This is a genomic window from Pseudonocardia oceanicola, from assembly GCF_047200735.1.
In the GTDB taxonomy this organism is placed as follows: Bacteria; Actinomycetota; Actinomycetes; order Mycobacteriales; family Pseudonocardiaceae; genus Pseudonocardia.
In genome coordinates this window covers 666,493-687,329 of record NZ_JBJZON010000001.1, presented here as the reverse complement: position 1 = coordinate 687,329, position 20,837 = coordinate 666,493, and the positions used below count along the sequence as shown (strand labels likewise).

Below are 20,837 nucleotides of genomic sequence, written 5' to 3'. Positions count from 1 at the left end.
TCCGCCGGACCAGGTGACCACTGTCGCACACATGTTCGACGGCGGCCCGCCCGACCCTCCCACCGGCGCCCGTCCCGCCGGGCGGCTCACCACCCGCGCTCGCGCCACTCCTTCAGCGACGGTCGCTCCCGGCCCAGGGTCGTGTCGTCGCCGTGGCCGGGGTAGACCCAGGTGTCGTCGGGCAGCTCGCCGAACACGCGGGACTCCAGGTCGTCCATCAGCGAGGCGAAGTCCTCGGCCGACCAGGTCTTCCCGGGGCCGCCCGGGAACAGCGAGTCACCCGTGAACAGGTGCGGCCGGTCCGGCCCGCGGTAGAGCAGCGCGATCGAGCCCGGCGTGTGCCCGCGCAGGTGGATGACCTCGAGGGTGATCTCGCCGAACCCCACGGTGTCGCCGTGCGAGACCAGCTCGTCCATCGGGATCGGCAGCTCGGGGGCGTCGAGCGGGTGCGCGATCTGTCGGGTCTGGAACATCCCCGCCACCGCGCCCAGCGCCTGCCAGTGGTCCTGGTGGCGGTGGGTGGTGACGAGGTGCCGCAGCTCGGGCCGACCGTCCTCGGCCCCGACCAGGTCGGCGATCCGCTCGGGCTCGTTCGCCGCGTCGACGAGCAGCGCCTCGTTCGTCGCGGTGCAGGTCAGCAGGTAGGCGTTGTTGTCCATCGGACCGACGGACAGCTTGCTGATGGTGAGCGGGCCGAGGCTCCGCCGGATCGCCGCGCCGCCGGGGTCGGTGTGCCCGCTGTACTCGTCCAGGACGTCCACGCGGGCACCCTAGTGCGGCCGACCCGACCCGTGCCCGGGTGCGGGGCCGTCAGCCGGCCGGCGGGAAGAGCCGTGGGAACGTGTCCACCGCGTCCTGCACCAGGAGGTATCCGTACACGACCAGCGCGATGAACAGCAGGCTCGCGAGCGAGGTCAGCACGTAGGCGCAGACCCGCAGGACGGTGAGGGCGCGCCCGTCCCCCGCCGTGGGCAGACGCCGACCGCGCGGCGGAGTGTGCTCCGGCGAGGGGCGCGGGGCGGAAGCCCATCCGGCGCGCGCCGCCTGTTCCCCGACCGTGCTCGGCGGGGCGGCCGGCGGGGCGGCACCCGCGGCGCCGCGCTGGTGCGGGACCGGGGGCTTCTGCCCGACGGCCCGGAAGCCGCCGCTGCCCGACGCCCTGTGCGTGCTCACCCCGTCGACCCCCTGCCCGTGTCCCGACCTGCCCAGCCAGTGTGGTCGGTGCAACCACAGTTGGTCACTCCGGTCGGGGCCGTCCACCCGTTCGGGCGATACGCGGCGCGGCCGAGAGCGTGTGCTGAGTGCCTCCGGGCGTGGCACCGTTCTCGAAGCACGGTATGGCGCGTTCAGTCGCGGCCCCACGGCCGTCGTCGCGCCGTGATCGTGGTCTCCGCCCGGGGGCGGTCGGAAATCTCGACCGGGCCGGTCCAGGACGAACGACCATGGTCGGGGGATCGGAGTGCCGGGGATCGGAGAGCCGGGGATCGGAGAGCCGGGGATCGGAGAGCCCGGGGGCGGAGAGCCCGGGGAGCGGGGCGCCCGGGGAGCGGGGCGCCCGGGGAGCGGGGCGCCCGGGGAGCGGGGCGCCCGGGGGTGGAGAGCCCGGGGAGCGGAGAGCCCGGGGAGCGGAGAGCCCGGGGGTGGAGTGCCTGGGGAGCGGAGTGCCCCAGGGGTGTGCCCGGGGGCCGGGGAGGCGGCGTGCCCCGGGGCTCCGGGTGCCCGGGGCGTCATCGCGGTGGCCCGGTGTTCGACGCGTTCGTGGCCGGGGTGTGCGGCAGGAGGCGATCGGCGCGCCGGGCGTAGTCAGCCGGTCAGGTTCACGGTCCCCACCGCGAGCAGGTAGCCGCCGAGGAGGCCGAAGAACACGACCGTGATGGGCCGGCGGCGCCCAAGGATCCAGGAGACCAGCCGTTCCAGCACCTCGCGCGCGAGGGTCGGCCGGTACGTCGCGAGGGCGAGCGCCAGGGCCGGGGTGCTGAACCAGATCGCGTTGTAGACGACGACCTGGACCACGCCGTCCACCACTCCCGAGGCCGTGGCGACGACCGCGTTGAGCGCGGCCAGGTACGTCACCCCGGGCAGGTGGGTGAGGGCACCGGCGCCGGCGGCCCCCGGCACGGTGAGTCCCTGGAGTCGCCGCTGGATCCAGCTCGGCCCGTCCGGATGCCGCTCGGTCTGCCTGCTCAGCGGCCAGGGCGAGGGCCAGCGGGCCCAGGCCGCCACCGCATAGGCCAGCGCGGCGAGCCCGAGGACGACGTCGAGGACCGGCCGGCTCGTCGTCGTCGACGTGCGGGCGTTGAGGCCCTGCAGCAGCACGACGACCAGGACCCCGACGGCGAGGGTGAAGGCGAGCCCGCCCGCCAGGTACGCGACCAGCAGCCGCCGCGGATCCCGCGAGGCGAGGATCGCGAAGAGCGCCGCGAGTGCGGTCGGCCGGAGGATCGCGGAGAGCGCCAGGACCAGCGCCTCGGGGCTCACGGCTCGGCGCTCACGGCTCGGCGCTCACGACTCGGCGCTCACGACTCGGCGCTCACGACTCGGGGCTCACGACTCGGCGCTCACGACTCGGCGCTCACGACTCGGGGCTCACGGCTCGGGGCTCACGACTCGGGGCCCCCACGGCGCCTCGACGCCCCGGGCCTCGGCGCCACCTCCCGCGCCCCACGACTCGGCGCACGCGAATCGGCGCGCCACGACTCGGCGCCAGGTCCCGCGCCCACATCTGAGCCACATCTCAGCGAGCCACGACTCGGCGCTCACGACTCGGCGCTCACGACTCGGCGCTCACGACTCGGCGCTCACGACTCGGCGCCCCACGGCGTGGCGACGCCCCGCGCCTCGGTGCCACATCCCGCGCCTCACGTCCCGTGCCCACATCTCAGCACCCCACGACGGCCCGCCACGACTCGGCGCCCCAGGGCGTCTCGACGCCCCGTGCCTCGTGCCACACCCTGTACCCCACGACCCGGCGCTCACCACCCCGCGCTCACCACCCCGCGCCACGTCGCGCGACCCCCCCACACCTCGGCGGGCCCCACGTCTCGGCGCGCCTGCCTCGGTGACACGCCCCGGCCCCACATCCCGACTCCCGGCCGCGCCCCAGCCGGCGCGCCGCACGGCCTAATGCTCATCGACGGGTGTTCGCCGCATGCCCGCCGGGTGCTTGCTCAGCGGCCGCCGCCGCAGCTCACGGCGTGACCTTCGGGTCGCTGCGCGCGGGCGGCTCGGGCGGCTCGGCGGGCCCCGCCCCGGGCGCGGCGCCCCCGCCACCCCCGACGCTCCCGCCATCCTCGACGCTCCCGCCATCCTCGACGCTCCCGCCATCCTCGACGGTCGCGCCACCTCCGACGCTCCCGCCATCCCCGGCGGTCCCGCCACTCCCGACGCTCCCGCCGCCCTCGACCGTCCCCACGTCCCCGCCGGTCCCACTGGTGACGCCGGCCGGCTGACGGTGTCGGGCCTTGCGGGCCTCCTTGCGGGCGGCTTTGCGCGCGGCCTTGGCGGCGTCGTCGGCGGCCGCTTCCTCCGCGCCCTTCGGCGTCGCCCGCAAGAAGGCGTCCGCCCAGCCCGCTTTCGGGTCGACGTCCACCAGCAGCGCCTTCACCAGCAGGGTCAGCGGGATCGCGAGGATCGCCCCCAACGGCCCGAGCAACCAGGCCCAGAAGACCAACGCCACGAACGTGACCGTGACCGACAGACCCACCGCGTCACCGATGAAACGCGGCTGGATGATCGACTGGACCACGAAGTTCAGCACGCAGTACACGACGACCACCAGCAGAGCCAGCTGCGGCCCCCCGATCAGCAACCCCAGGACGGCCGGCGGGATCACCCCGAGGATGAACCCGACGTTGGGAATGTAGTTGGTGACGAACGCCAGCAGCCCCCAGGTGACGGCCAGCGGAATGCCCATCAGGGCCAGGGCGATCGTGTCCAGCACCGCGACGATGAACCCGAAGACCGTGGTCACGAGCAGGTACTGCCGCGTGCCCCAGGCGAAGTGGCCCAGGGCCTCGGTGATCCGCGGCCGGTCCGCGCCGATCGACGCCAGACGGTGGGTCGCCCCGCCCGCCTCGACGCTCAGGAACAGCAGCAGCGCCAGCAGGAACACGAGGTTCGAGGCGAGCCCGGCGACGCTGCCCAGCAGCGCGCTCAGGACCCCGGCCAGTTTGCCCAGGTCGAGCGAACTCGCCGCCTGCCGCAGCTGCTCGGGGCCCACCCCGAACTGAGCGAGCGTGGCGGTCAGTGACGAGACGAGCCCGTCCGCCTGCGACGCGTACTTCGGCAGCTCGGTCGCCAGGCGCGCGATCGAGACGATGATCGCGAGGGCCAACGCGATGAGGACGGCGTAGACCAGCAGGACGAGGACCAGCGTCGTCGCCCAGCCCGGCCAGCCCCTGCGGCGCAGGCGGCTCTGCACCGGCGCCACGGCGATGACGATGATCAGGGCCATGAAGGCCGGTCCGACCAGCCAGGCGACCGCCCGGGCCCCGGCGAGCACCACGACGACCGCCGCGGCGCCGATGAGTACGACCAGCGCGCGGGGCAGCGGCGGCACACGCCGCGCCGACCCGTTCGCCGGAACGTCGTCCGGGGGGTGGGCAGGAAGTGGCACCGATGTCGACACGCGGCGACGCTAGGTCCGGCCGGACGACCCCGGCCTCACCCGCTGCGGGCGAACGAGCACCTCGTCGCAGCTCGGGCCGGTCGGGTCCGGTGTGGGGGCCGGGCCGGTCGGGTGGAGATGATCACTCGCCCGGCACGGCGCGTGCGCAGGCCTTACGCTCGACGGGCGGACCTGCTGCCGCGTCTCCCCTGGATGGTCCCGACGTCGTGACGTGCAGTGTTCCCCGTGCGTGAGAGGAACGGATGGCGACACCGTCACGGCCCGGCAGGCCCCGGCGCGTCCTCGCCGTGGCCGCGCGGACCGGCATCGCCCTGCTCGCCCTCGCGGTCCTCGCCGGCACCGGGTACGTCTGGGCCATGTCGCGGATCTTCACCGCCGGCCTCACCACCAGCTCCGTCCTCGCGAGCCCGGCGCCCGCGCCGCCCGCCGCGCCGCGCCGCAGCTACACCGCGCTGCTGGTGGGCCTGGACAGCCGTACGGACGCGCAGGGCGAGCCGCTGCCGTCCGACCTGCTCACCCGCCTGCACGCCGGCGACGACGACGGCCAGCTGCACACCGACACGATCATGCTCGTCCGCGTCCCGGCCGACCCGCGCTCCCCCGTCGTCGCCGTCTCCTTCCCGCGCGACTCCTACGTCCCGCTCGCCGACGGCAGCGGCAGCCACAAGATCAACTCGGCGTACGGCCGCGCCTACCGGGCCGAGGAGGAGAAGCTCGAGGCGCAGGAGGTCACGGGCGCCGAGCTGGACCGGCGCAGCCGCGAGGCCGGCCGGGCGAACCTCGTCGCGACCGTCGAGGCGGTCGCGGGGACCACCGTCGACCACTACGCGGAGGTCAACCTCGCCGGGTTCGTCGAGCTCACCAGCACGCTCGGCGGCGTGGACGTCTGCCTCACCCAGCCGGTCGACGACCGGGCCTACTCCGGGGTGGACCTGCCCGCCGGGCGGCAGACGGTGAGCGGCACCGCGGCGCTCGCGTTCGTCCGGCAGCGACACGGGCTCGAGGGCGGCGACCTCGACCGCATCACCCGCCAGCAGGCGTTCCTGGCCGGGCTCGCCCACCGGGTCCTCGCCGCCGACACCCTCGCCGACCCCGCCACCGTGGCCGACCTGCTCGGCATCGTGACCCGGCACGTCGTGGTCGACTCGGGATGGAACCTACGGCGGCTGGTCGGCCGGCTCGGCGCGCTCGCCGGCGACGACATCGTGTTCCGGACGATCCCGTCGATCCGCCCCGACCTCTGGACGCCGGTCGACGGAGTGGCCGTCGAGATCGACGACGACCAGGTCCGGGACTTCGTGCACACCGTGCTGTTCGTGGACGCCCGCGCCGAGGAGATCGTCCCGGAGACCGAGGGGCCGGACGCGTCGCCGGTCCGGGCGAGCGGGCCCACGACGTCGACCCCGGCCGCCCCGCCCACGACCGCCGCCCCGTCCACGACCCCAGCCCCGCCCACGACCCCAGCCCCACCCACGACCCCAGCCCCGCCCACGCCCCCCGCCCCGACCGGGAGCGCCACCGGACCGACCGCCGGGCCGGCCCCCGTGCCGACCTCGCAGGTCCCCACCCCCGACGAGCCGTGGCAGCACCGGCCGGTGCTCGACGCCGCCGCGGTGCCCTGCGTGAACTGAACCGCTCAGCCGGCCGCGTCCCGCTCGATGCGGGTCGCACGATCCCGGATCCGCTCCGGCGGCCAGGTCGCGACCTCGCGCAACTGTTCGACCAGGGCGATCTCGACGGCCGCGTGCACGGCCGCCGGCAACACGCCCGGGTCCACGGCCCGCGCCGCGGCCAGCGCCCGGGCCGAGAGGTACACGTTGATCATCCGGTCACCTCCGATGGTGGGGATGCGTTCCCAACGGTGGCGACGCGAAACGGAGACGGGCGCGAGCCACCCGAGGGACGAGCGGTCTGCGCGGAGGGCCGAGCGGATCGGCGTGCAGGAACGCCGCCGGCCGCTCCCGGTGCTCCGGTCCGCCGGCGAAGTGCCCCGTGGTCGGACGCACCGGACCTCGGGCAGGAAGCCGGGCACGGCCGCGCGGCCCTCCGTCCGGCAGACTGCCGTCCGTGAGCCAGCCGATCAGCCCGCCGATCACCCCGCCGGTCACGGAGCCGACCGGGGAGCACCGGCCGACCACCGACACCTTCCCCCGCCTGCACGCCCGTACCCGCCGGTTCACCCTCGGCGCCCCCCGCGGCGTCACGGTCTCACCCGACGGCGGCCGGGTCGTGTTCCTGCGCAGCCGGGGCGGCACGGATCCGGTGACGTGCCTGTGGAGCCTCGAGGTGGGGACCGGGGAGGAGCGGCTGGTCGCCGACCCCCGCGAGCTCGACACCACCGACGTCGAGGACCTGCCGGCGGAGGAACGAGCGCGCCGCGAACGGGCCCGCGAGCAGGCCGGCGGCGTGGTCGGCTACACGACGGACCGGGCCGTGACCCGGGTCGTGTTCCCGCTCTCCGGCCGGCTCTACCTCGCCGAGTTCGCCGGCGGGCTCACGCCACGGCTGGTCGAGACGGACGGGCCGGTGATCGATCCGCGCCTCGACCCGACGGGCACGCGGATCGCCTTCGTCTCCGGCGGCGCGCTGCACGTGCACCTCGTCGCCGCGCGCACCACGGACACGCTCCTGGTCCCCGAGACCGACGACGTGACCTACGGCCTCGCCGACTTCGTCGCGGCCGAGGAGATCGACCGGATGCGCGGGTTCTGGTGGTCACCGGACGGTGAGGCCCTCGTCGTCGCCCGGGTCGACGAGTCCGCCGTGCCGGTGTGGCACATCGCCGACCCGGCCAACCCGGACCGGACCCCCGTCGCCGTGCGCTACCCGGCGGCCGGCACCACGAACCCTGCCGTCTCCCTGGAGGTCGTCGGGCTCGACGGGGGCCGCACGCCGATCGTGTGGGACGCCGTCCGGGACGAGTACGTGGTCGACGTCGTGTGGGACGACCGGGGCCTGTTCGTGGTCGTGCAGCCGCGGGACCAGAAGGCCCTGCGGATGCTCGCGGTCGACCCGGTGACCGGCGTGACCACGCTCGTCGACGAGGAGACGGACCCGGTGTGGGTCGACGCGACGCCGGGCCTGCGGGTGCACAGCGCCTCGGGCGCGCTCGTGAAGCTCGCCCATCGGGGCGGGGCCCACCGCGTGCTCGTCGACGGCGAGCCGGTCACCCCGCCCGAGATCCAGGTCCGGGGCCTGCTCGACGTCGACGGCGACACCCTGCTGATCAGCGGGTCGACGGCGCCCGCGTCCGTCCGGCTGTGGCGGTGGGACCCGACCGGCGGGCTCGTGCCCGCCTCGCCCGAGGAGGGCGTGCACTCCGGCCGGCTCGCCGGCGGCACGTTCGTGCGCACCTCGACCGACCTCACGTCGCCGGCCGCGACCACGGTGCGGAGCGGGGGAACGGAGCGGGAGATCGCGTCGTTCGCCGCCGATCCGGGCCTCGGCCTGCGCATCTCCCTGCACCGCTGCGGCGGGCGACGGCTGCAGACCGCGCTGCTGCTGCCCTCCTGGTGGGAGCCGGGCACCCCGCTGCCCGTCCTGATGGACCCCTACGGCGGGCCGCACGGCCAGCGGGTCTACGCCGCCCGCAACCCGCACCTGACGAGCCAGTGGTTCGCCGAGCAGGGCTTCGCCGTGGTCGTCGTCGACGGGCGCGGGATGCCCGGGCGGGGGTCGGAGTTCGAACGGGCCGTGCACGGCGACCTCGCCCGGCCCGTGCTCGACGACCAGGTGGACGCGCTGCGCGCCCTCGCCGTCGAGAACCCGGACCTCGACCTGACCCGGGTCGGCATCCGCGGCTGGTCCTTCGGCGGGTTCCTCGCGGCGCTGGCGGTGCTGCGCCGCCCCGACGTCTTCCACGCCGCCGTGGCGGGCGCACCCGTGACGGACTGGACGCTGTACGACACCCACTACACCGAGCGGTACCTCGGGCACCCGGACCGTGATCCGGCCGCCTACGAGCGGTCCTCGCTGCTGACGGAAGCGGCGACCCCGGCCACCGAGGAGCTGCCGAACCGGCCGCTGATGATCATCCACGGGCTCGCCGACGACAACGTCGTCGCCGCCCACACGCTGCGGCTGTCGTCGGCGCTGCTGGCCGCCGGGCGTCCGCACCAGGTGCTGCCGCTCTCCGGCGTCACACACATGACGCCGCAGGAGGTCGTCGCCGAGAACCTGCTGCTCCTGCAGGTGCGGTTCCTCCGCGACGCGCTGGGGGTGCCCGCCCCGCCGGCCTGACCGGGCGGGCGTCAGTCGTGCGAGACGTGGTGGGGCGTGTCGTCGTCGGCCGAGACGCCCACGCCGCGGGTGTCCGGGGCGTCCGGGTCGGGCGCACCGACACCCGCGGTGCGGAGCTTCTCGTTGCGGCGGTCCCACACCCCGACGCCGAGCGCGATCAGGGTGGTCAGCACGGACACTCCGAGCGCGCCCGCGATGGCGGCCCGGTAGGACCCGCCGGACCCGCCGAGCACGCCGTAGAACACCCCCGCCACGGTGGCCGTGCCGATCGCCGCACCGACCCGCTGCCCCGTCTGCAGCGCGCCCCCGCCCGAGCCGGCCATCCGCACCGGCACGTTGCGCAGGGTCATGGTGATGTTCGGCGAGATCACGAAGCCGCCGCCGATCCCGCCGACCAGCAGCGCGGGCGCGGCGAGGAACCCGGCGAGGTCCCCCGGCGCCACGAACAGGATCGCGGCGGTGCCCGCGATGCCCACCGCCACCAGGGACAGACCGAACACCGTCAGCCGCCGCCCGACGCGCTCGACGAGCCGGCCCGCCACCACGGACGAGCCGGCCGAGCCGACGGCGAACGCGGTGACCGAGAGTCCGGACTGCAACGGCGTGTACCCGAGGCCGGCCTGGAAGAACTGCGCGAACACGATCCACACGCCGGCGAACCCGGTGAAGTACACGAGGCCGAGCAGGGCGCCCGGCGCGTAGCCCGAGGTCTCGGTGACCAGCCGGATGTCGAACAGCGGCTCGGCCTCCCGGCGGACCTCGCGCCGCTCCCACCAGATGAACGCCGCCGCCAGCGCCGCCCCGACGGGGAACAGCCACCACAGCCGCCCGACGCCGCCCGACTCGGCCTGCACCAGCGGCAGCAGCAGGGCGAGCACCGCGCCGCCGAGCAGCCCTGCGCCCACCCAGTCGATGTCCGCCCGGTCGCCCGGCCGGCCCTTGGGCAGCAGCCGCGCGGCCAGGACCACGGCGAGCACACCGATCGGCACGTTGACGTAGAAGATCCACCGCCAGCCGTCGGGCTCGCCGAAGGCGGCCAGCAGCAGCCCGCCCACGATCGGTCCGGCCGCGGTCGAGATCCCGACGGTGGCGCCGAAGAACCCGAAGGCGCGACCCCGCTCGGCCCCCCGGAACAGGCTCTGGATCAGGCCGGAGTTCTGCGGCGCCAGGGCACCGGCCGCGAGGCCCTGCAGGAGCCGGGCGATCACGAGCAGCTCGATCGTGGGCGCCGCGCCGCACAGCGCGCTGAACACCACGAAGGCGGTGAGCGCGATGAGGAACATCCGCCGACGGCCGTACGCGTCGCCCAGCCGCCCGGCGGGGACGAGCGCGAGGCCGAAGGTCAGGGCGTACCCGGAGACCACCCACTGGACCCCGGCCGGATCCGTGTCCAGGCCCTGCTGGATCGACGGCAGGGCCACGGAGACGATGCTGACGTCGAGCAGCGTCATGAACCCGGCGGCGAGTGTGACGGAGAGGGCGCGCCAGCGGCGGGGGTCGGGCGAGTAGTCCTGCTCGGTTCCGCCCCGGGCCGGTGCCGAGGTCATGAGGCGGATCCCGAGGGCCGCGGACGAACGGGTCGGGGGCGATCGAGCACGGCGACCGACGCTACGCCGAGCCCCGCCGTCCCGCCCGCCGGACCGTGCGGACGAGGGGGATCCGGACGAGCAGCCCCACCCGGAGCGTGCCGGCCGCGGCGACGTCGGCGTCGGCACCTGCGCACGCCGCCGGTGCCCATGTCGGGGGGGGCGCACGCCACCTCCGGAAGGCGGGGCCCGGGCGAGGTCTGGCAGGGTGGCGCCCGACCGACGCGAGACGCAGGAGGAAACCCGACGATGGCACCGCAGAAGCCCGACGTCGACCCGATCGACGGCCCGGCCCCGAGCGATCTGGAGATCACCGACATCGCCGTCGGCGAGGGCGAGGAGGCGAAGGCCGGCCACCGGGTGGCCGTGCACTACGTGGGCGTGGCGCACTCGACCGGCGAGGAGTTCGACGCCTCCTACAACCGCGGCCAGCCGCTGCAGTTCGGCCTCGGCGCGGGCCAGGTCATCCAGGGGTGGGACCAGGGCGTGCAGGGCATGCGGGTCGGCGGTCGCCGCCGGCTGGTCATCCCGCCACACCTGGGTTACGGCGACCGCGGTGCCGGCGGCGTCATCAAGGGCGGCGAGACCCTGATCTTCGTGGTGGACCTGCTCGCGGTGCAGTGAGGGCGCCGGTGCGCCTGCTCCTCGTCTCCGACACGCACGTCCCGGTGCGGGCGAAGGACCTGCCCGCACCGCTGTGGCAGGCGGTGGAGTCACTCGGCGCGGGCGACCTCGTCGTCCACGCCGGCGACTGGATGGACCCCGGGCTGCTCGACGCGCTGGCGGCCCGGGCGCCCCGGGTCGTCGGGGTCTGGGGCAACAACGACGGCCCGGAGCTGCGCGAACGCCTCCCGGAGGTGGCCCGCTTCGAGGCCGGCGGGCTGCGCTTCGCCGTCACCCACGAGGCGGGCGCCGCCCAGGGCCGGGAGCGCCGGATGGCCACCCGGTTCCCGGCGGACGACGTGCTCGTGTTCGGGCACAGCCACATCCCGTGGGATTCGACGGCTCCCACGGGTCTGCGGCTGCTGAACCCCGGCTCCCCGACCGACCGCCGCCGTCAGCCCACGCACACGTGGATGACGGCGACCGTGCAGGACGGTGAGCTGCGCCGGGTGGAGCTGGTCCACCTCGAGGACCTGCGCTGACGCGTCCGTGCCCGGTGACCGGGCCCGCGTGGTGACCGCTGCCGAGCACCACCGACGACGCGCAGCGCTCAGGAGTGCTCGCGGTCGTAGCGGGCCGTCTCCGCGTCGATCTCCCGGTCGTGCCGGTCCATCGCCTCGGCCTCCTCGCGGCTGTGCGCCACCGGCACCGCGACCGACGTGCCGTGCCCCTCGGCGAGCTCGGGGCGGCGCCGGACGGCGACGAGACTGGCCACGGTCGTGATCGCCAGGACCCCCACGATGACGGCCAGCGACAGCGCGATGCCGACCTCCGGCACCGGGATCGGCTCGCCGCCGTGGAGGAAGGGCAGCTCGTTCTCGTGCAGGGCGTGCAGCACCAGCTTGACGCCGATGAAGGTCAGGATGACGGCCAGCCCGTAGGACAGGTAGATCAGCTTCTTCAACAGCCCGCCGAGCAGGAAGTACAGCTGGCGCAGGCCCATCAGGGCGAACGCGTTGGCGGTGAAGACCAGGTAGGGCTCCTGGGTGAGCCCGAAGATCGCCGGGATGGAGTCGAGCGCGAACAGCAGGTCCGTGAGCCCGATCGCGATCATCACGATCAGCATCGGGGTGACCCATCGCCTGCCGTCGAGCTTCACGGTCGTGTGCGAGCCGTGGAACCTGTCGGTCACCGGCAACACCCGGCGGACCAGCGTGACGACGCGCGGCTCCTTCCACTCCTCCTCGTCGCCGCCCGCGCCCTGCCGGACCATGTTCACGGCGGTGTAGATCAAGAACGCGGCGAAGAGGTAGAACACCCAGCTCAGGGCGTTGATCGCGGCGGCGCCGACGGCGATGAACAGACCGCGCATCACGAGCGCGATCACGATGCCGACCAGCAGCACGCGGTGCTGGTGGATCGCGGGCACCGCGAAGCTCGACATGATGATCACGAAGACGAACAGGTTGTCCACCGAGAGCGAGTACTCGGTGATGTATCCGGCGAAGAACTCCCCGGCGTACTGGCCGCCGGCGAAGTACCAGATGCCGAGGCCGAACAGCACGGCGAGGGCGACGTAGAAGAGCACCCAGCGGGTGGCTTCGGCGACCGTCACGGCGTGCGGCTTGTGGTCGACCAGGAAGAGGTCGGCCAGGATGACCGCCACCAGGCCACCGATGGTGGCGAACCAGAGCCAGACGGGCACGTTCACGCGGGGAGCCTCCAGGGTCCTCGGGCAGCACGGGACTGCCCCGAGGTCTCTCCCCTCCGCCGTGTGCGGATCGGTGGCGCCGGGTTCCGGGACCCGCATGGTTGTCCGATGGGGGCTGCGGGCCCGTCTCCGTGCTGACGACGCCACCGTGACCGGGATACTCCCCTACGGTGCTTTGCCAGTGTGCCCGGGCCGCTCCGCCCGGCGCCAGCCGGGGTGACCGACCACACCGGTCAGGGCCGCCGTGCCGGGGAGGAGACGGACGACCCGGCCGGCACGGACAATCCGGTCGGAGTACTCGACCAGCCGGTCGGGACCGCGGGAACGGCCGGCGCGGCGGGCGGCATCGCCGGGGGTGGGGAGGCCGGGGGCACGGCGGCGGGCGGGAGTCCGGGGAGGCCGGGCACCGGCCGGGCGAGATCGACCCGGTCGATCTCCTCGCCGTCGACCGTGATCGCGCGGATCCGCATCGTCGCGATCCGCCCGGGCGCCTCCGGCTGCACCTCCACGCGCAGGTACGCGTAGCCGGCGTAGCGGGCCCGGGACCAGCCGACCTTCTCCGAGCTCTCGCCGTCCTCCCCCGTCACCCGGCTGCGGATCTCGCGGTCCTCCCCGCTCCGGCCGCGGTGGCGGTCGCCCCCGTCGTCGAGCCAGCCGTTGCTCCTCCGTCCGCCCGACCCGACGCAGATGTAGGTGGTGCCGTCGCTCTCGGGGCGGACGGTGGACCGGTCGGCGGCCTCGCGGGTGGGCTCGCCGTCGCGGAGGGGGTCCGTGCGCTCGTACTGGTGGTTGTGCCCCTGGACGGCGAGGTCGACGGAGAAGCGGTCGAACAGCGGCGTCAGGGCCGACCGGACCCCGCCGTCGGAGGCGTGCGAGTCGCTCGTCGAGTAGGCGCAGTGGTGGAAGAACACCACCACGAAGGTGACGGCCGGGTCGGCGCGGAAGGCCGCGAGCGTGTCGGCCAGCCAGTCGACCTGCGCACCGCGGCTGTAGCCGGTGTTCGCGCGGATCTCGGTGGAGAGGTCGTTGGCGTCGACGCTCACCACGCCCACGCAGCCGTGCGTGAAGGCGTAGACGGACGGGCAGCCCGAGGGCCCCGTCCCCGGCAGGTCCAGCCGGGCCCCGTGGCCGCCGTAGCCGTGGCCGGAGTCGCCGTCGTCGTAGACCGCCTCCATGTCGTGGTTGCCGGTGGCGAACATCCACGGAGTGCTCGCGGCACTCCTCTCGATCGCGGCGAAGTACCGCGTCCACAGGCCTGGGTCGAAGGAGTCGTCACGGTCCCCGCGCCCGGCCCGGTCGGCGTAACAGATGTCGCCCGCCAGCAGGTGGAACGCCGGGGCGTCCCGGGCGACGAGGGCGGTCAGGGCGTCGGGGGGCGCCCCGCCACCGCGGTCGTCGGACGCGACCCCCTGGTCCGCGAAGGCGGTGAAGGTGAACGGCGTGCGGTCGCCCGGGCCCGGGGCGGTGCGGAACGTGGCGTCCGGAGTGGTCGCGCCGCCGGGCAGCCGGAAGCGGTAGTGGTAGGTGGTCCCGGGCCGCAGCCCCTCGGCCCGCGCGTGCGCGAAGAGCTGCTGCCCGCCCCGGACGTCCTCGCCCCGCGGCACCTGGCTCACCAGCTCGCGCAGCTCGACGGGCACGGTGGCGCCGTAGCCCGGGTCGAGGCCGAGGTCGAGCAGGACCTTCCCGGCCGGTGTCCCGGTCAGTTCACCGGCGATCGCCATCGAGGTCCGCGGGTCGTCGCCGAAGGCGAGGTGCCGGCCGACGATCCCGGTCCCCGCCGCCCGCGCGACACCGGCCCACGGCCCGTTCGCCAGCGCCAGTCCCGCGAGCACCCCGATCCCGCCCCGGAGCGCGGCCCGCCGGGTGACGGGCCGCCGGCGCAGTTCGGCGCGGATCCACTCGTGCTGGTCCGCGACCGTCATGTCGCGGGCCAGCCGGCGTGGGATGCCGAGATCGGGCGTCTCGCCCTCCGGGTTCACGGGCACGTCCCGACTGTCACCCGCCGCGCGCGCCGCGCGGCCCAGCGACGTCGGCGCGTCGGGAAAGGTCGACGACCGAGTGACCGTCGGACGAGGTACGGAGGACGGTCGGGTCGTCGCGCGGCTCGCCGGCCGGATGGTCGGGGCGGCCCGCCGGCGCATCCGACCACCGCTCTCCCACGAGATCGCCCCTCATGGAACAGGAGCGTCGGAATTCGACCGTCCCACTCCACGGCGAACGATCACCGTGCGACGGGGACGGTCGGGCCGCGCCGCCCCATCCCGCACCGGCCGACCAGGAGTGCTCCTCGTCACCGCGCCGACCGAGGAGCAGGCAGCGGTACTGCCCCACCCCGGAACAGGGTGTAGCGGACGAGTGCGACACTTCGGCTGAGAGCGGCCTGAGGCATCGCGCGCGGCCCGGCACGGCGCGCGGATACGGTTCCGGGGTGTTCCGCCTGTCCCGCGCCGTCGGCGCGCGTGCCGCCGTGCGCCCGGCCGCGCACCGGTCCGAGCGCCCGCCGGCCGGTGTGCCGGGGCGCCTTCGTCGTGCCGCCCTCCTCGGGTCCGCGGTGGCGACGATCGCGCTGCTCGTCCTCACGCCGGGCACCGCCGGGGCCGCGGCCGGTGCGATCGCGCCGCTCGCGGCCACGCCGGCCCCCGCGCCCGTCGCTGCGGACATCCGCACGAGCGACCAACGCATCGACGTCCGCGGCGGGCCGGGTGTGCCCGGCACGGTGTCGCTGGACACGACGCTCTACCTGCCCGCGACCACTCCGGCGCCCGCGGTGCTCGTCGCGCACGGGTTCGGCGGGAGCAAGCGGTCCGTCGACACCGACGCCCGCCAGCTCGCCGACCGCGGCTACGTGGTCCTGGCCTGGTCCGCCCGCGGGTTCGGGGCCAGCGGCGGCCGGATCGCGCTCGACTCCCCCGACCACGAGGTCGCCGACGCCCGGCAGCTCGTCGACTGGCTCGCCCGGCGCCCGGAGGTGCAGCAGGACGGGCCGGGCGACCCGCGTGTCGGCGTCACCGGCGGGTCGTACGGCGGCGCGCTGTCGCTGCTGCTCGCCGGCTACGACCGGCGGATCGACGCCCTCGCCCCCGTGATCACCTGGAACGACCTGTCCCAGGCGCTGTTCCCCAACGCCGCTGCCGCGCAGGGCCTCCCGCAGGACACGCCGGCCCGGGGCGCCTTCGCCGGCGACGGCGTGTTCAAGCAGGGCTGGGCGGGGGTGTTCTTCTCCTCCGGCTCGAGCGACACGGGGGACGCGGGCGCCACGGGAAACGGCGCCGGGACGACGAACGGAACCGCCCCCACCACCGACGGCGCCCCGACGGACGGCGCCCAGGACAACGGCGGCCAGAACAACGGCGGCCAGAACAACGGCGGCACGGCCCCCGCGGACGGCACCGGCGCCCCCGGCGACCCCACCGCCGCCGGCGGAACCGGCAACGGCGGCACCGGCGCGGGCGCGACCAGCAGCGCCGCCGGCGCGTCGAACGAGGCCGGCCCGGGCACCGGCGACAGCGCCCCGAGCGGCCTCGCTTCCGCCCTCGGGGCCCCCACCGGCGGGGGCCTGCCCGCCTCGGCCGTCCCGCCCACCGCACCGCCGCTGACCTGCGGCCGGTTCACCGCCGAGGTCTGCGCCGCCTACACGGAGGCCGCCACCACCGGCCGGCTCTCCCCCGCGACCGAGGACCTGCTGCGACGCTCCTCCCCGGCCTCGGTGACCGACCGCATCACCGCACCCACCCTCGTCGTGCAGGGCGAGCAGGACACCCTCTTCGGCCTCGACCAGGCCGACGCCAACGCCCGCCAGATCGCCGCGAACGGCACCCCGGTGAAGGTCGCCTGGTACGCGGGCGGGCACGACGGCGGCGCGCCGGACCAGGCCGTCCGCGACCGGATCGGCGCGTGGTTCGACTTCCACCTCCGCGGCATCGGCGAGGACCCCGGCACCTCCTTCTCCTACGAGGTGGAGAGCGGCATCCGGGCCGGGCGGACCACCACCACGAGCCGCACGGTGGTCGCCGACGCCTACCCGGGCCTGCCGGGCGCCGCACCGGCCACCACCGAGGCGCTCCCGCTCACCGGCGAGCCCCAGGTCGTCGTCCACCCGGCCGGCGGGAACCCGGCGGCGATCACCTCGCTGCCCGGCCTCGGCGGGGCCCTCGGCTCGCTGGGCAGCCGGCTCTCGGCCTTCACCGCCGACCTGCCCGGCCAGTCCGCCCTGTTCACCGGGCCCGAGCTCACCGCCCAGACCGACGTCGCGGGCGCGCCCCGCGTCGACGTCACCGTCTCGCGGATGCCCGGCCAGCCCGCGACCGACGAGGCCGTCCTGTTCGCCAAGACCTACGAGGTCGGCCGCGACGGGCTGCGCCAGCTGCTCGGCAACGCCGTCGCCCCGATCCGCGTCCCGGTCCCCGCCGACGGCACCCCCGCGCGGGTATCGATCACCCTGCCCGGGGGCGTCGCGCCGATCGAGGTGGGCAACCGCCTGGTGGTCTCGATCAGCACCACCGACCAGGGCTTCGCCTCCCCGGCCGCGCCCGCGGTGTGGCGGATCGGGCTGGCCGAGGGCACCGCACTCGAGGTCCCGGTGGTGCCCGGGCGGGCCGTCACCACCAGCACGGTGCCGGTGTGGCCGCTGGTCGGGATCGGCGTCGTCCTGCTGGTGTCCCTGGTCGCCTGGCTGGTCGCGAAGGCGCTGCGCCGCCGCCGCGAGGTCCCGCCGGCCGGGGCCGCCGGCGCCCCGCCCCTGGAGATCACCGGTCTCGCCAAGACCTACCGGGGCGGCTTCAGCGCGGTGAAGGAGGTGTCGTTCACCGTGCAGCCGGGCATGGTGCTCGGCCTGCTCGGCCCCAACGGCGCGGGCAAGACCACCGTGCTGCGGATGCTGATGGGGCTGATCTCGCCGACCTCCGGTTCGATCCGGGCGTTCGGCGAGCCCGTCGGGCCCGGTGCGCCGGTGCTGGCCCGGATCGGCGCCTTCGTCGAGGGGCCCGGTTTCCTGCCGCACCTGTCCGGCGCCGAGAACCTGCGGCTCTACTGGGCGGCGACCGGCCGGCCCACCGAGGAGGCGCACCTCGAGGAGGCTCTCGAGGTGGCCGGGCTCGGCGAGTCGGTCCACCGCCGGGTCGGCACCTACTCCCAAGGCATGCGGCAGCGGCTCGCCATCGCCCAGGCGATGCTCGGTCTGCCGGAGCTGCTCGTGCTCGACGAACCGACCAACGGGCTCGACCCGCCCCAGATCCACGCGATGCGCGAGCTGCTGCGCCGCTACGCCGAGGGCGGACGGACCGTGCTCGTCTCCAGCCACCTGCTGGCGGAGGTCGAGCAGACGTGCACACACGTCGTCGTCATGCACCACGGCAAGGTCGTCGCCGACGGCACGGTCGACGACATCATCGCCGGCGGTGGCGCCGCCAGCTTCGGGGTCGACGCGCCGGACCGCGCGGTCGAGGTGCTCACGGCGCTCGACGGTGTGCGCGACGTCGCCGCCGAGGGCCGCCTGGTGCACGCGGAACTCAACGGCACCCCGCGCGCATCGGCGGTGCAGGCCCTGGTCACGGCGGGGATCTCGGTGGAGTCCGCCGGCCCGCGCCGCCGCCTGGAGGACGCGTTCCTCCAACTCGTCGGAGAGGACACCGCACCGTGACGACGCAGCCGAACGAGCACGAGTCACGCGGCGACTGGTTGCACCGGGACGCGAGGTACGCCGACCCGTCCACGCGGAGGGGGCACGTCGGCCTGCTCGCGGCCGGCGGGTCGCCCGCGTCGTCGTACCGGGCGGGCCACACCCTCCCGCTGCGCGTCGAGCTGGTCCGCCAGCTGAAGCGACGCCGCACCCAGGTGACCTTCGGGCTGGTCGCGCTCCTGCCGGTCATCCTCTGGATCGCCTTCTCGCTGACGAGCGACGACGGTGCGGGCACCTCGGTCAACCTCGTCGACCTCGCCAAGGGCGGCGGCACCAACTTCGCGGTCTTCGCGCTGTTCGCGACGGCCGGGTTCCTCCTGGTGGTGGTCGTCGCCCTGTTCTTCGGCGACACCGTGGCGTCGGAGGCGTCCTGGTCCTCGCTGCGGTACCTGCTCGCCGCACCCGTGCCCCGTGCCCGGCTGCTGCGGCAGAAGGCGATCGTGGCCGGGCTGCTCTCGTTCACCGCGCTGCTGCTGCTCCCGGTGGTGGCGCTCGTGGTCGGCACGCTCGCCTACGGCACCGGTGACCTGGTCAGCCCCACCGGCGAGTCCCTGGGCTACTGGGCCGCGACCGGCCGGGCCCTGCTCGGCGGGGTCTACGTGGCGGTGAACCTGCTGTGGGTGGCGGGGCTGGCGCTGCTGCTGTCGGTGAGCACCGACGCCCCGCTCGGCGCGGTCGGCGGCGCGGTGATGACGTCGATCGTCTCGCAGATCCTCGACCAGATCACCGCGCTCGAGGACCTGCGTGACTACCTGCCGACGCACTACGCGACCGCGTGGTCCGACCTGCTCGCGAGCCGGATCGACTGGGGCGACATGACCCGGGGCGCCTTCGGGAGCATCACCTGGGCCGCGGTGCTCTTCGCGCTCGCGGCCTGGCGCTTCCACCGCAAGGACGTCACCAGCTGATCAGGTCCCGGCCTCCAGCAGCGCGCGGACGCCCGGGGCGGCCGAGCCGGCGAGCACCGTCCCGGCCAGGGGCGGGACGTGCACCGCGACCTCGTCGGCGATCCGGTAGGGCCGCGCGACCAGCAGCCCGCCCAGTCCGCGCCGGAGCCTGCTCATCTCGGCCCGGACCGTGACCAGGTGGTCGCGGTCGCCGTAGAGGGCGGCGGACAGCGCGCCGGCGTCGAGCCCCGCCGCGCCGGCCCGGGCGAGCAGCACCAGCAGCTCCGCGTGCCGGGTGGACAGCGGGTGCACCCACCGCGCCGAGCCCTCGACGACCGCGCGCGGCCTACCGGTCAGCTCCAGCGTCAGGGTGAGCCCGCCGGACGTCCCGGAGCCCGCGCCGGCCGACCGCAGCAGCCATCCGCCGGGCACCGGCTCGGGGACGCACAGCCCCACGCCGTGCACCGCCAGCGGCCGGTCCGCCCGCGGCACCGCGACCCGCTCGATGCTCGGCATTCCGGTGACGGCCGCGACCCAGCCGTGGTCGTCCACGACCAGCCCGGCCCCGGGGACCGCCGACAACAGGGGGGCCGCGACGCCGCGCAGCGCGTCGAGCCGGACCTCGTGCTGACGCCACAGGCTCGCCTCGGCCAGCTTCACCGCCGTCCCGACCAGGGCCACGGTGGTCGGGTGGACCGTCTCGGCCGGACCGCTGACGTCCACCACGCCGAGCAGCTCGCCGGTCCGGGGGTCGTGCACGGGGCAGGCCGTGCAGGTCCACACGTGGTGCGACCGCACGAAGTGCTCGGCCGCGAAGAGCTGCACGGGCGCACCCTCGGCCAGCGCGGTGCCGATCGCGTTGGTGCCCACGGACGCCTCGGACCAGTCCGCACCCTCGGCGAAGCCGAGCGCGTCCGCCCGGTGCCGCACCCGGTTCGCACCCTCCCGCCACAGCAGGATCCCGTCGGCGTCGGTCACGACCATCACGTGCCGCGCGTCCTCGGCCACGGAGGTCAGGGCCGCGCGCAGCTCCGGGAGCACGCGCTGCAGCGGGGAGCCCGACCGCCGCCGCTCGAGCTCGTCGGCCGCGAGCGGGCCCGCGGGCTCGCCCCGCTCGGGGTCGACGCCCTGGGCGCGTACCCGCCGCCAGGACCGGGCGACCAGGGACCGGATCTCGGGCGACGGGCTCGCCCCCGCCAGGACGGCGTCGTGCAGGTGGGCGAGGACCCTGGCGTGGCGCCCGACGTCCGTGCCCGGGCGGAGGGCGCACACGGCCCGCCCGTGCCGAACCCCCTCGCCCTCGGGGTGGATGTCCGCGTCGACCCCCGTGCCGTCGACCCCCGTGCCGTCGACCCCCGTGCCGTCGACCCCCGTGCCGATCCGTGCGCCCGCCACGTCACCTCCGCCCCGTCCCGGCGCTGGTGTGCCGGGTGCGGCCGCGATGCGACGCGCCACGGCGACGGGACGTGCCCCACACCATAGTCCGCGGGCACCCGGGCACGCGGGC

At 75.4% G+C, this 20,837-nt stretch carries 15 protein-coding genes; 6 read left to right on the top strand and 9 right to left on the bottom strand.

Annotation, left to right across the window (positions count from 1 at the left end):
- Positions 1-86 precede the first annotated feature (86 nt).
- The 4 genes from ACL02T_RS03185 to ACL02T_RS03170 all read right to left on the bottom strand — a co-directional run bounded on the left by ACL02T_RS03185 (position 87) and on the right by ACL02T_RS03170 (position 4,627).
- Positions 87-761 (bottom strand): MBL fold metallo-hydrolase, encoded by a 675-nt coding sequence (locus ACL02T_RS03185; RefSeq protein ID WP_412829103.1) that lies wholly within the window; start codon positions 759-761, stop codon positions 87-89.
- 49 nt (positions 762-810) lie between these two features.
- Entirely contained in the window at positions 811-1,173 is a 363-nt protein-coding gene (locus ACL02T_RS03180) for a hypothetical protein (protein ID WP_412829102.1), read from the bottom strand.
- Positions 1,174-1,803: 630 nt separating this feature from the next.
- Positions 1,804-2,478, bottom strand: coding sequence for a GAP family protein (locus ACL02T_RS03175; RefSeq protein WP_412829101.1), 675 nt, complete (start codon positions 2,476-2,478; stop codon positions 1,804-1,806).
- A 709-nt stretch (positions 2,479-3,187) separates the two neighbouring features.
- Positions 3,188-4,627, bottom strand: coding sequence for an AI-2E family transporter (locus ACL02T_RS03170; RefSeq protein ID WP_412829100.1), 1,440 nt, complete (start codon positions 4,625-4,627; stop codon positions 3,188-3,190).
- Positions 4,628-4,869: 242 nt separating this feature from the next.
- Between ACL02T_RS03170 and ACL02T_RS03165 the strand changes: the two genes are divergently transcribed.
- A complete protein-coding gene (locus tag ACL02T_RS03165; RefSeq protein ID WP_412829099.1) occupies positions 4,870-6,258 on the top strand; it encodes an LCP family protein in 1,389 nt (462 codons plus the stop codon).
- Positions 6,259-6,263: 5 nt separating this feature from the next.
- Here ACL02T_RS03165 and ACL02T_RS03160 read toward each other — a convergent pair whose 3' ends face one another.
- Positions 6,264-6,452, bottom strand: a complete 189-nt coding sequence (locus tag ACL02T_RS03160) for a hypothetical protein (RefSeq protein ID WP_412829098.1) — start codon at positions 6,450-6,452, stop codon at positions 6,264-6,266.
- Positions 6,453-6,694: 242 nt separating this feature from the next.
- Here ACL02T_RS03160 and ACL02T_RS03155 point away from each other — a divergent pair, with 242 nt between their 5' ends.
- Positions 6,695-8,866, top strand: a complete 2,172-nt coding sequence (locus ACL02T_RS03155; RefSeq protein ID WP_412829097.1) for a S9 family peptidase — start codon at positions 6,695-6,697, stop codon at positions 8,864-8,866.
- Positions 8,867-8,877: 11 nt separating this feature from the next.
- On the opposite strand, the gene ACL02T_RS03150 is transcribed toward ACL02T_RS03155, so the two are convergent.
- The gene (locus tag ACL02T_RS03150; protein ID WP_412829096.1) at positions 8,878-10,413 is read right to left on the bottom strand and encodes an MFS transporter; all 1,536 of its coding nucleotides are present in this window, start codon (positions 10,411-10,413) and stop codon (positions 8,878-8,880) included.
- A 288-nt stretch (positions 10,414-10,701) separates the two neighbouring features.
- Here ACL02T_RS03150 and ACL02T_RS03145 point away from each other — a divergent pair, with 288 nt between their 5' ends.
- Entirely contained in the window at positions 10,702-11,076 is a 375-nt protein-coding gene (locus ACL02T_RS03145; RefSeq protein WP_412829095.1) for an FKBP-type peptidyl-prolyl cis-trans isomerase, read from the top strand.
- 8 nt (positions 11,077-11,084) lie between these two features.
- Complete coding sequence (locus ACL02T_RS03140; protein WP_412829094.1) at positions 11,085-11,597, top strand: metallophosphoesterase family protein; 513 nt, start codon at positions 11,085-11,087, stop codon at positions 11,595-11,597.
- A gap of 68 nt (positions 11,598-11,665) precedes the next feature.
- On the opposite strand, the gene ACL02T_RS03135 is transcribed toward ACL02T_RS03140, so the two are convergent.
- Both ACL02T_RS03135 and ACL02T_RS03130 read right to left on the bottom strand, forming a co-directional pair.
- A complete protein-coding gene (locus tag ACL02T_RS03135) occupies positions 11,666-12,766 on the bottom strand; it encodes a TerC family protein (RefSeq protein ID WP_412829093.1) in 1,101 nt (366 codons plus the stop codon).
- A gap of 233 nt (positions 12,767-12,999) precedes the next feature.
- Positions 13,000-14,751, bottom strand: a complete 1,752-nt coding sequence (locus tag ACL02T_RS03130; protein ID WP_412829092.1) for a metallophosphoesterase — start codon at positions 14,749-14,751, stop codon at positions 13,000-13,002.
- A 566-nt stretch (positions 14,752-15,317) separates the two neighbouring features.
- Between ACL02T_RS03130 and ACL02T_RS03125 the strand changes: the two genes are divergently transcribed.
- Positions 15,318-18,404, top strand: coding sequence for an alpha/beta fold hydrolase (locus tag ACL02T_RS03125; RefSeq protein WP_412829327.1), 3,087 nt, complete (start codon positions 15,318-15,320; stop codon positions 18,402-18,404).
- A complete protein-coding gene (locus tag ACL02T_RS03120) occupies positions 18,401-19,351 on the top strand; it encodes an ABC transporter permease (RefSeq protein WP_412829091.1) in 951 nt (316 codons plus the stop codon). Before ACL02T_RS03125 ends, ACL02T_RS03120 begins: the two co-directional genes overlap by 4 nt.
- On the opposite strand, the gene ACL02T_RS03115 is transcribed toward ACL02T_RS03120, so the two are convergent.
- Entirely contained in the window at positions 19,352-20,725 is a 1,374-nt protein-coding gene (locus ACL02T_RS03115) for a GAF domain-containing protein (RefSeq protein WP_412829090.1), read from the bottom strand.
- Positions 20,726-20,837: the final 112 nt, after the last annotated feature.

Bases quoted from the DNA above. Each gene is read 5' to 3' on its own strand.
- ACL02T_RS03165 (WP_412829099.1), top strand. From the start codon at position 4,870: ATGGCGACACCGTCACGGCCCGGCAGGCCCCGGCGCGTCCTCGCCGTG.
- ACL02T_RS03145 (WP_412829095.1), top strand. From the start codon at position 10,702: ATGGCACCGCAGAAGCCCGACGTCGACCCGATCGACGGCCCGGCCCCG.
- ACL02T_RS03150 (WP_412829096.1), bottom strand. From the start codon at position 10,413: ATGACCTCGGCACCGGCCCGGGGCGGAACCGAGCAGGACTACTCGCCC.
- ACL02T_RS03160 (WP_412829098.1), bottom strand. From the start codon at position 6,452: ATGATCAACGTGTACCTCTCGGCCCGGGCGCTGGCCGCGGCGCGGGCC.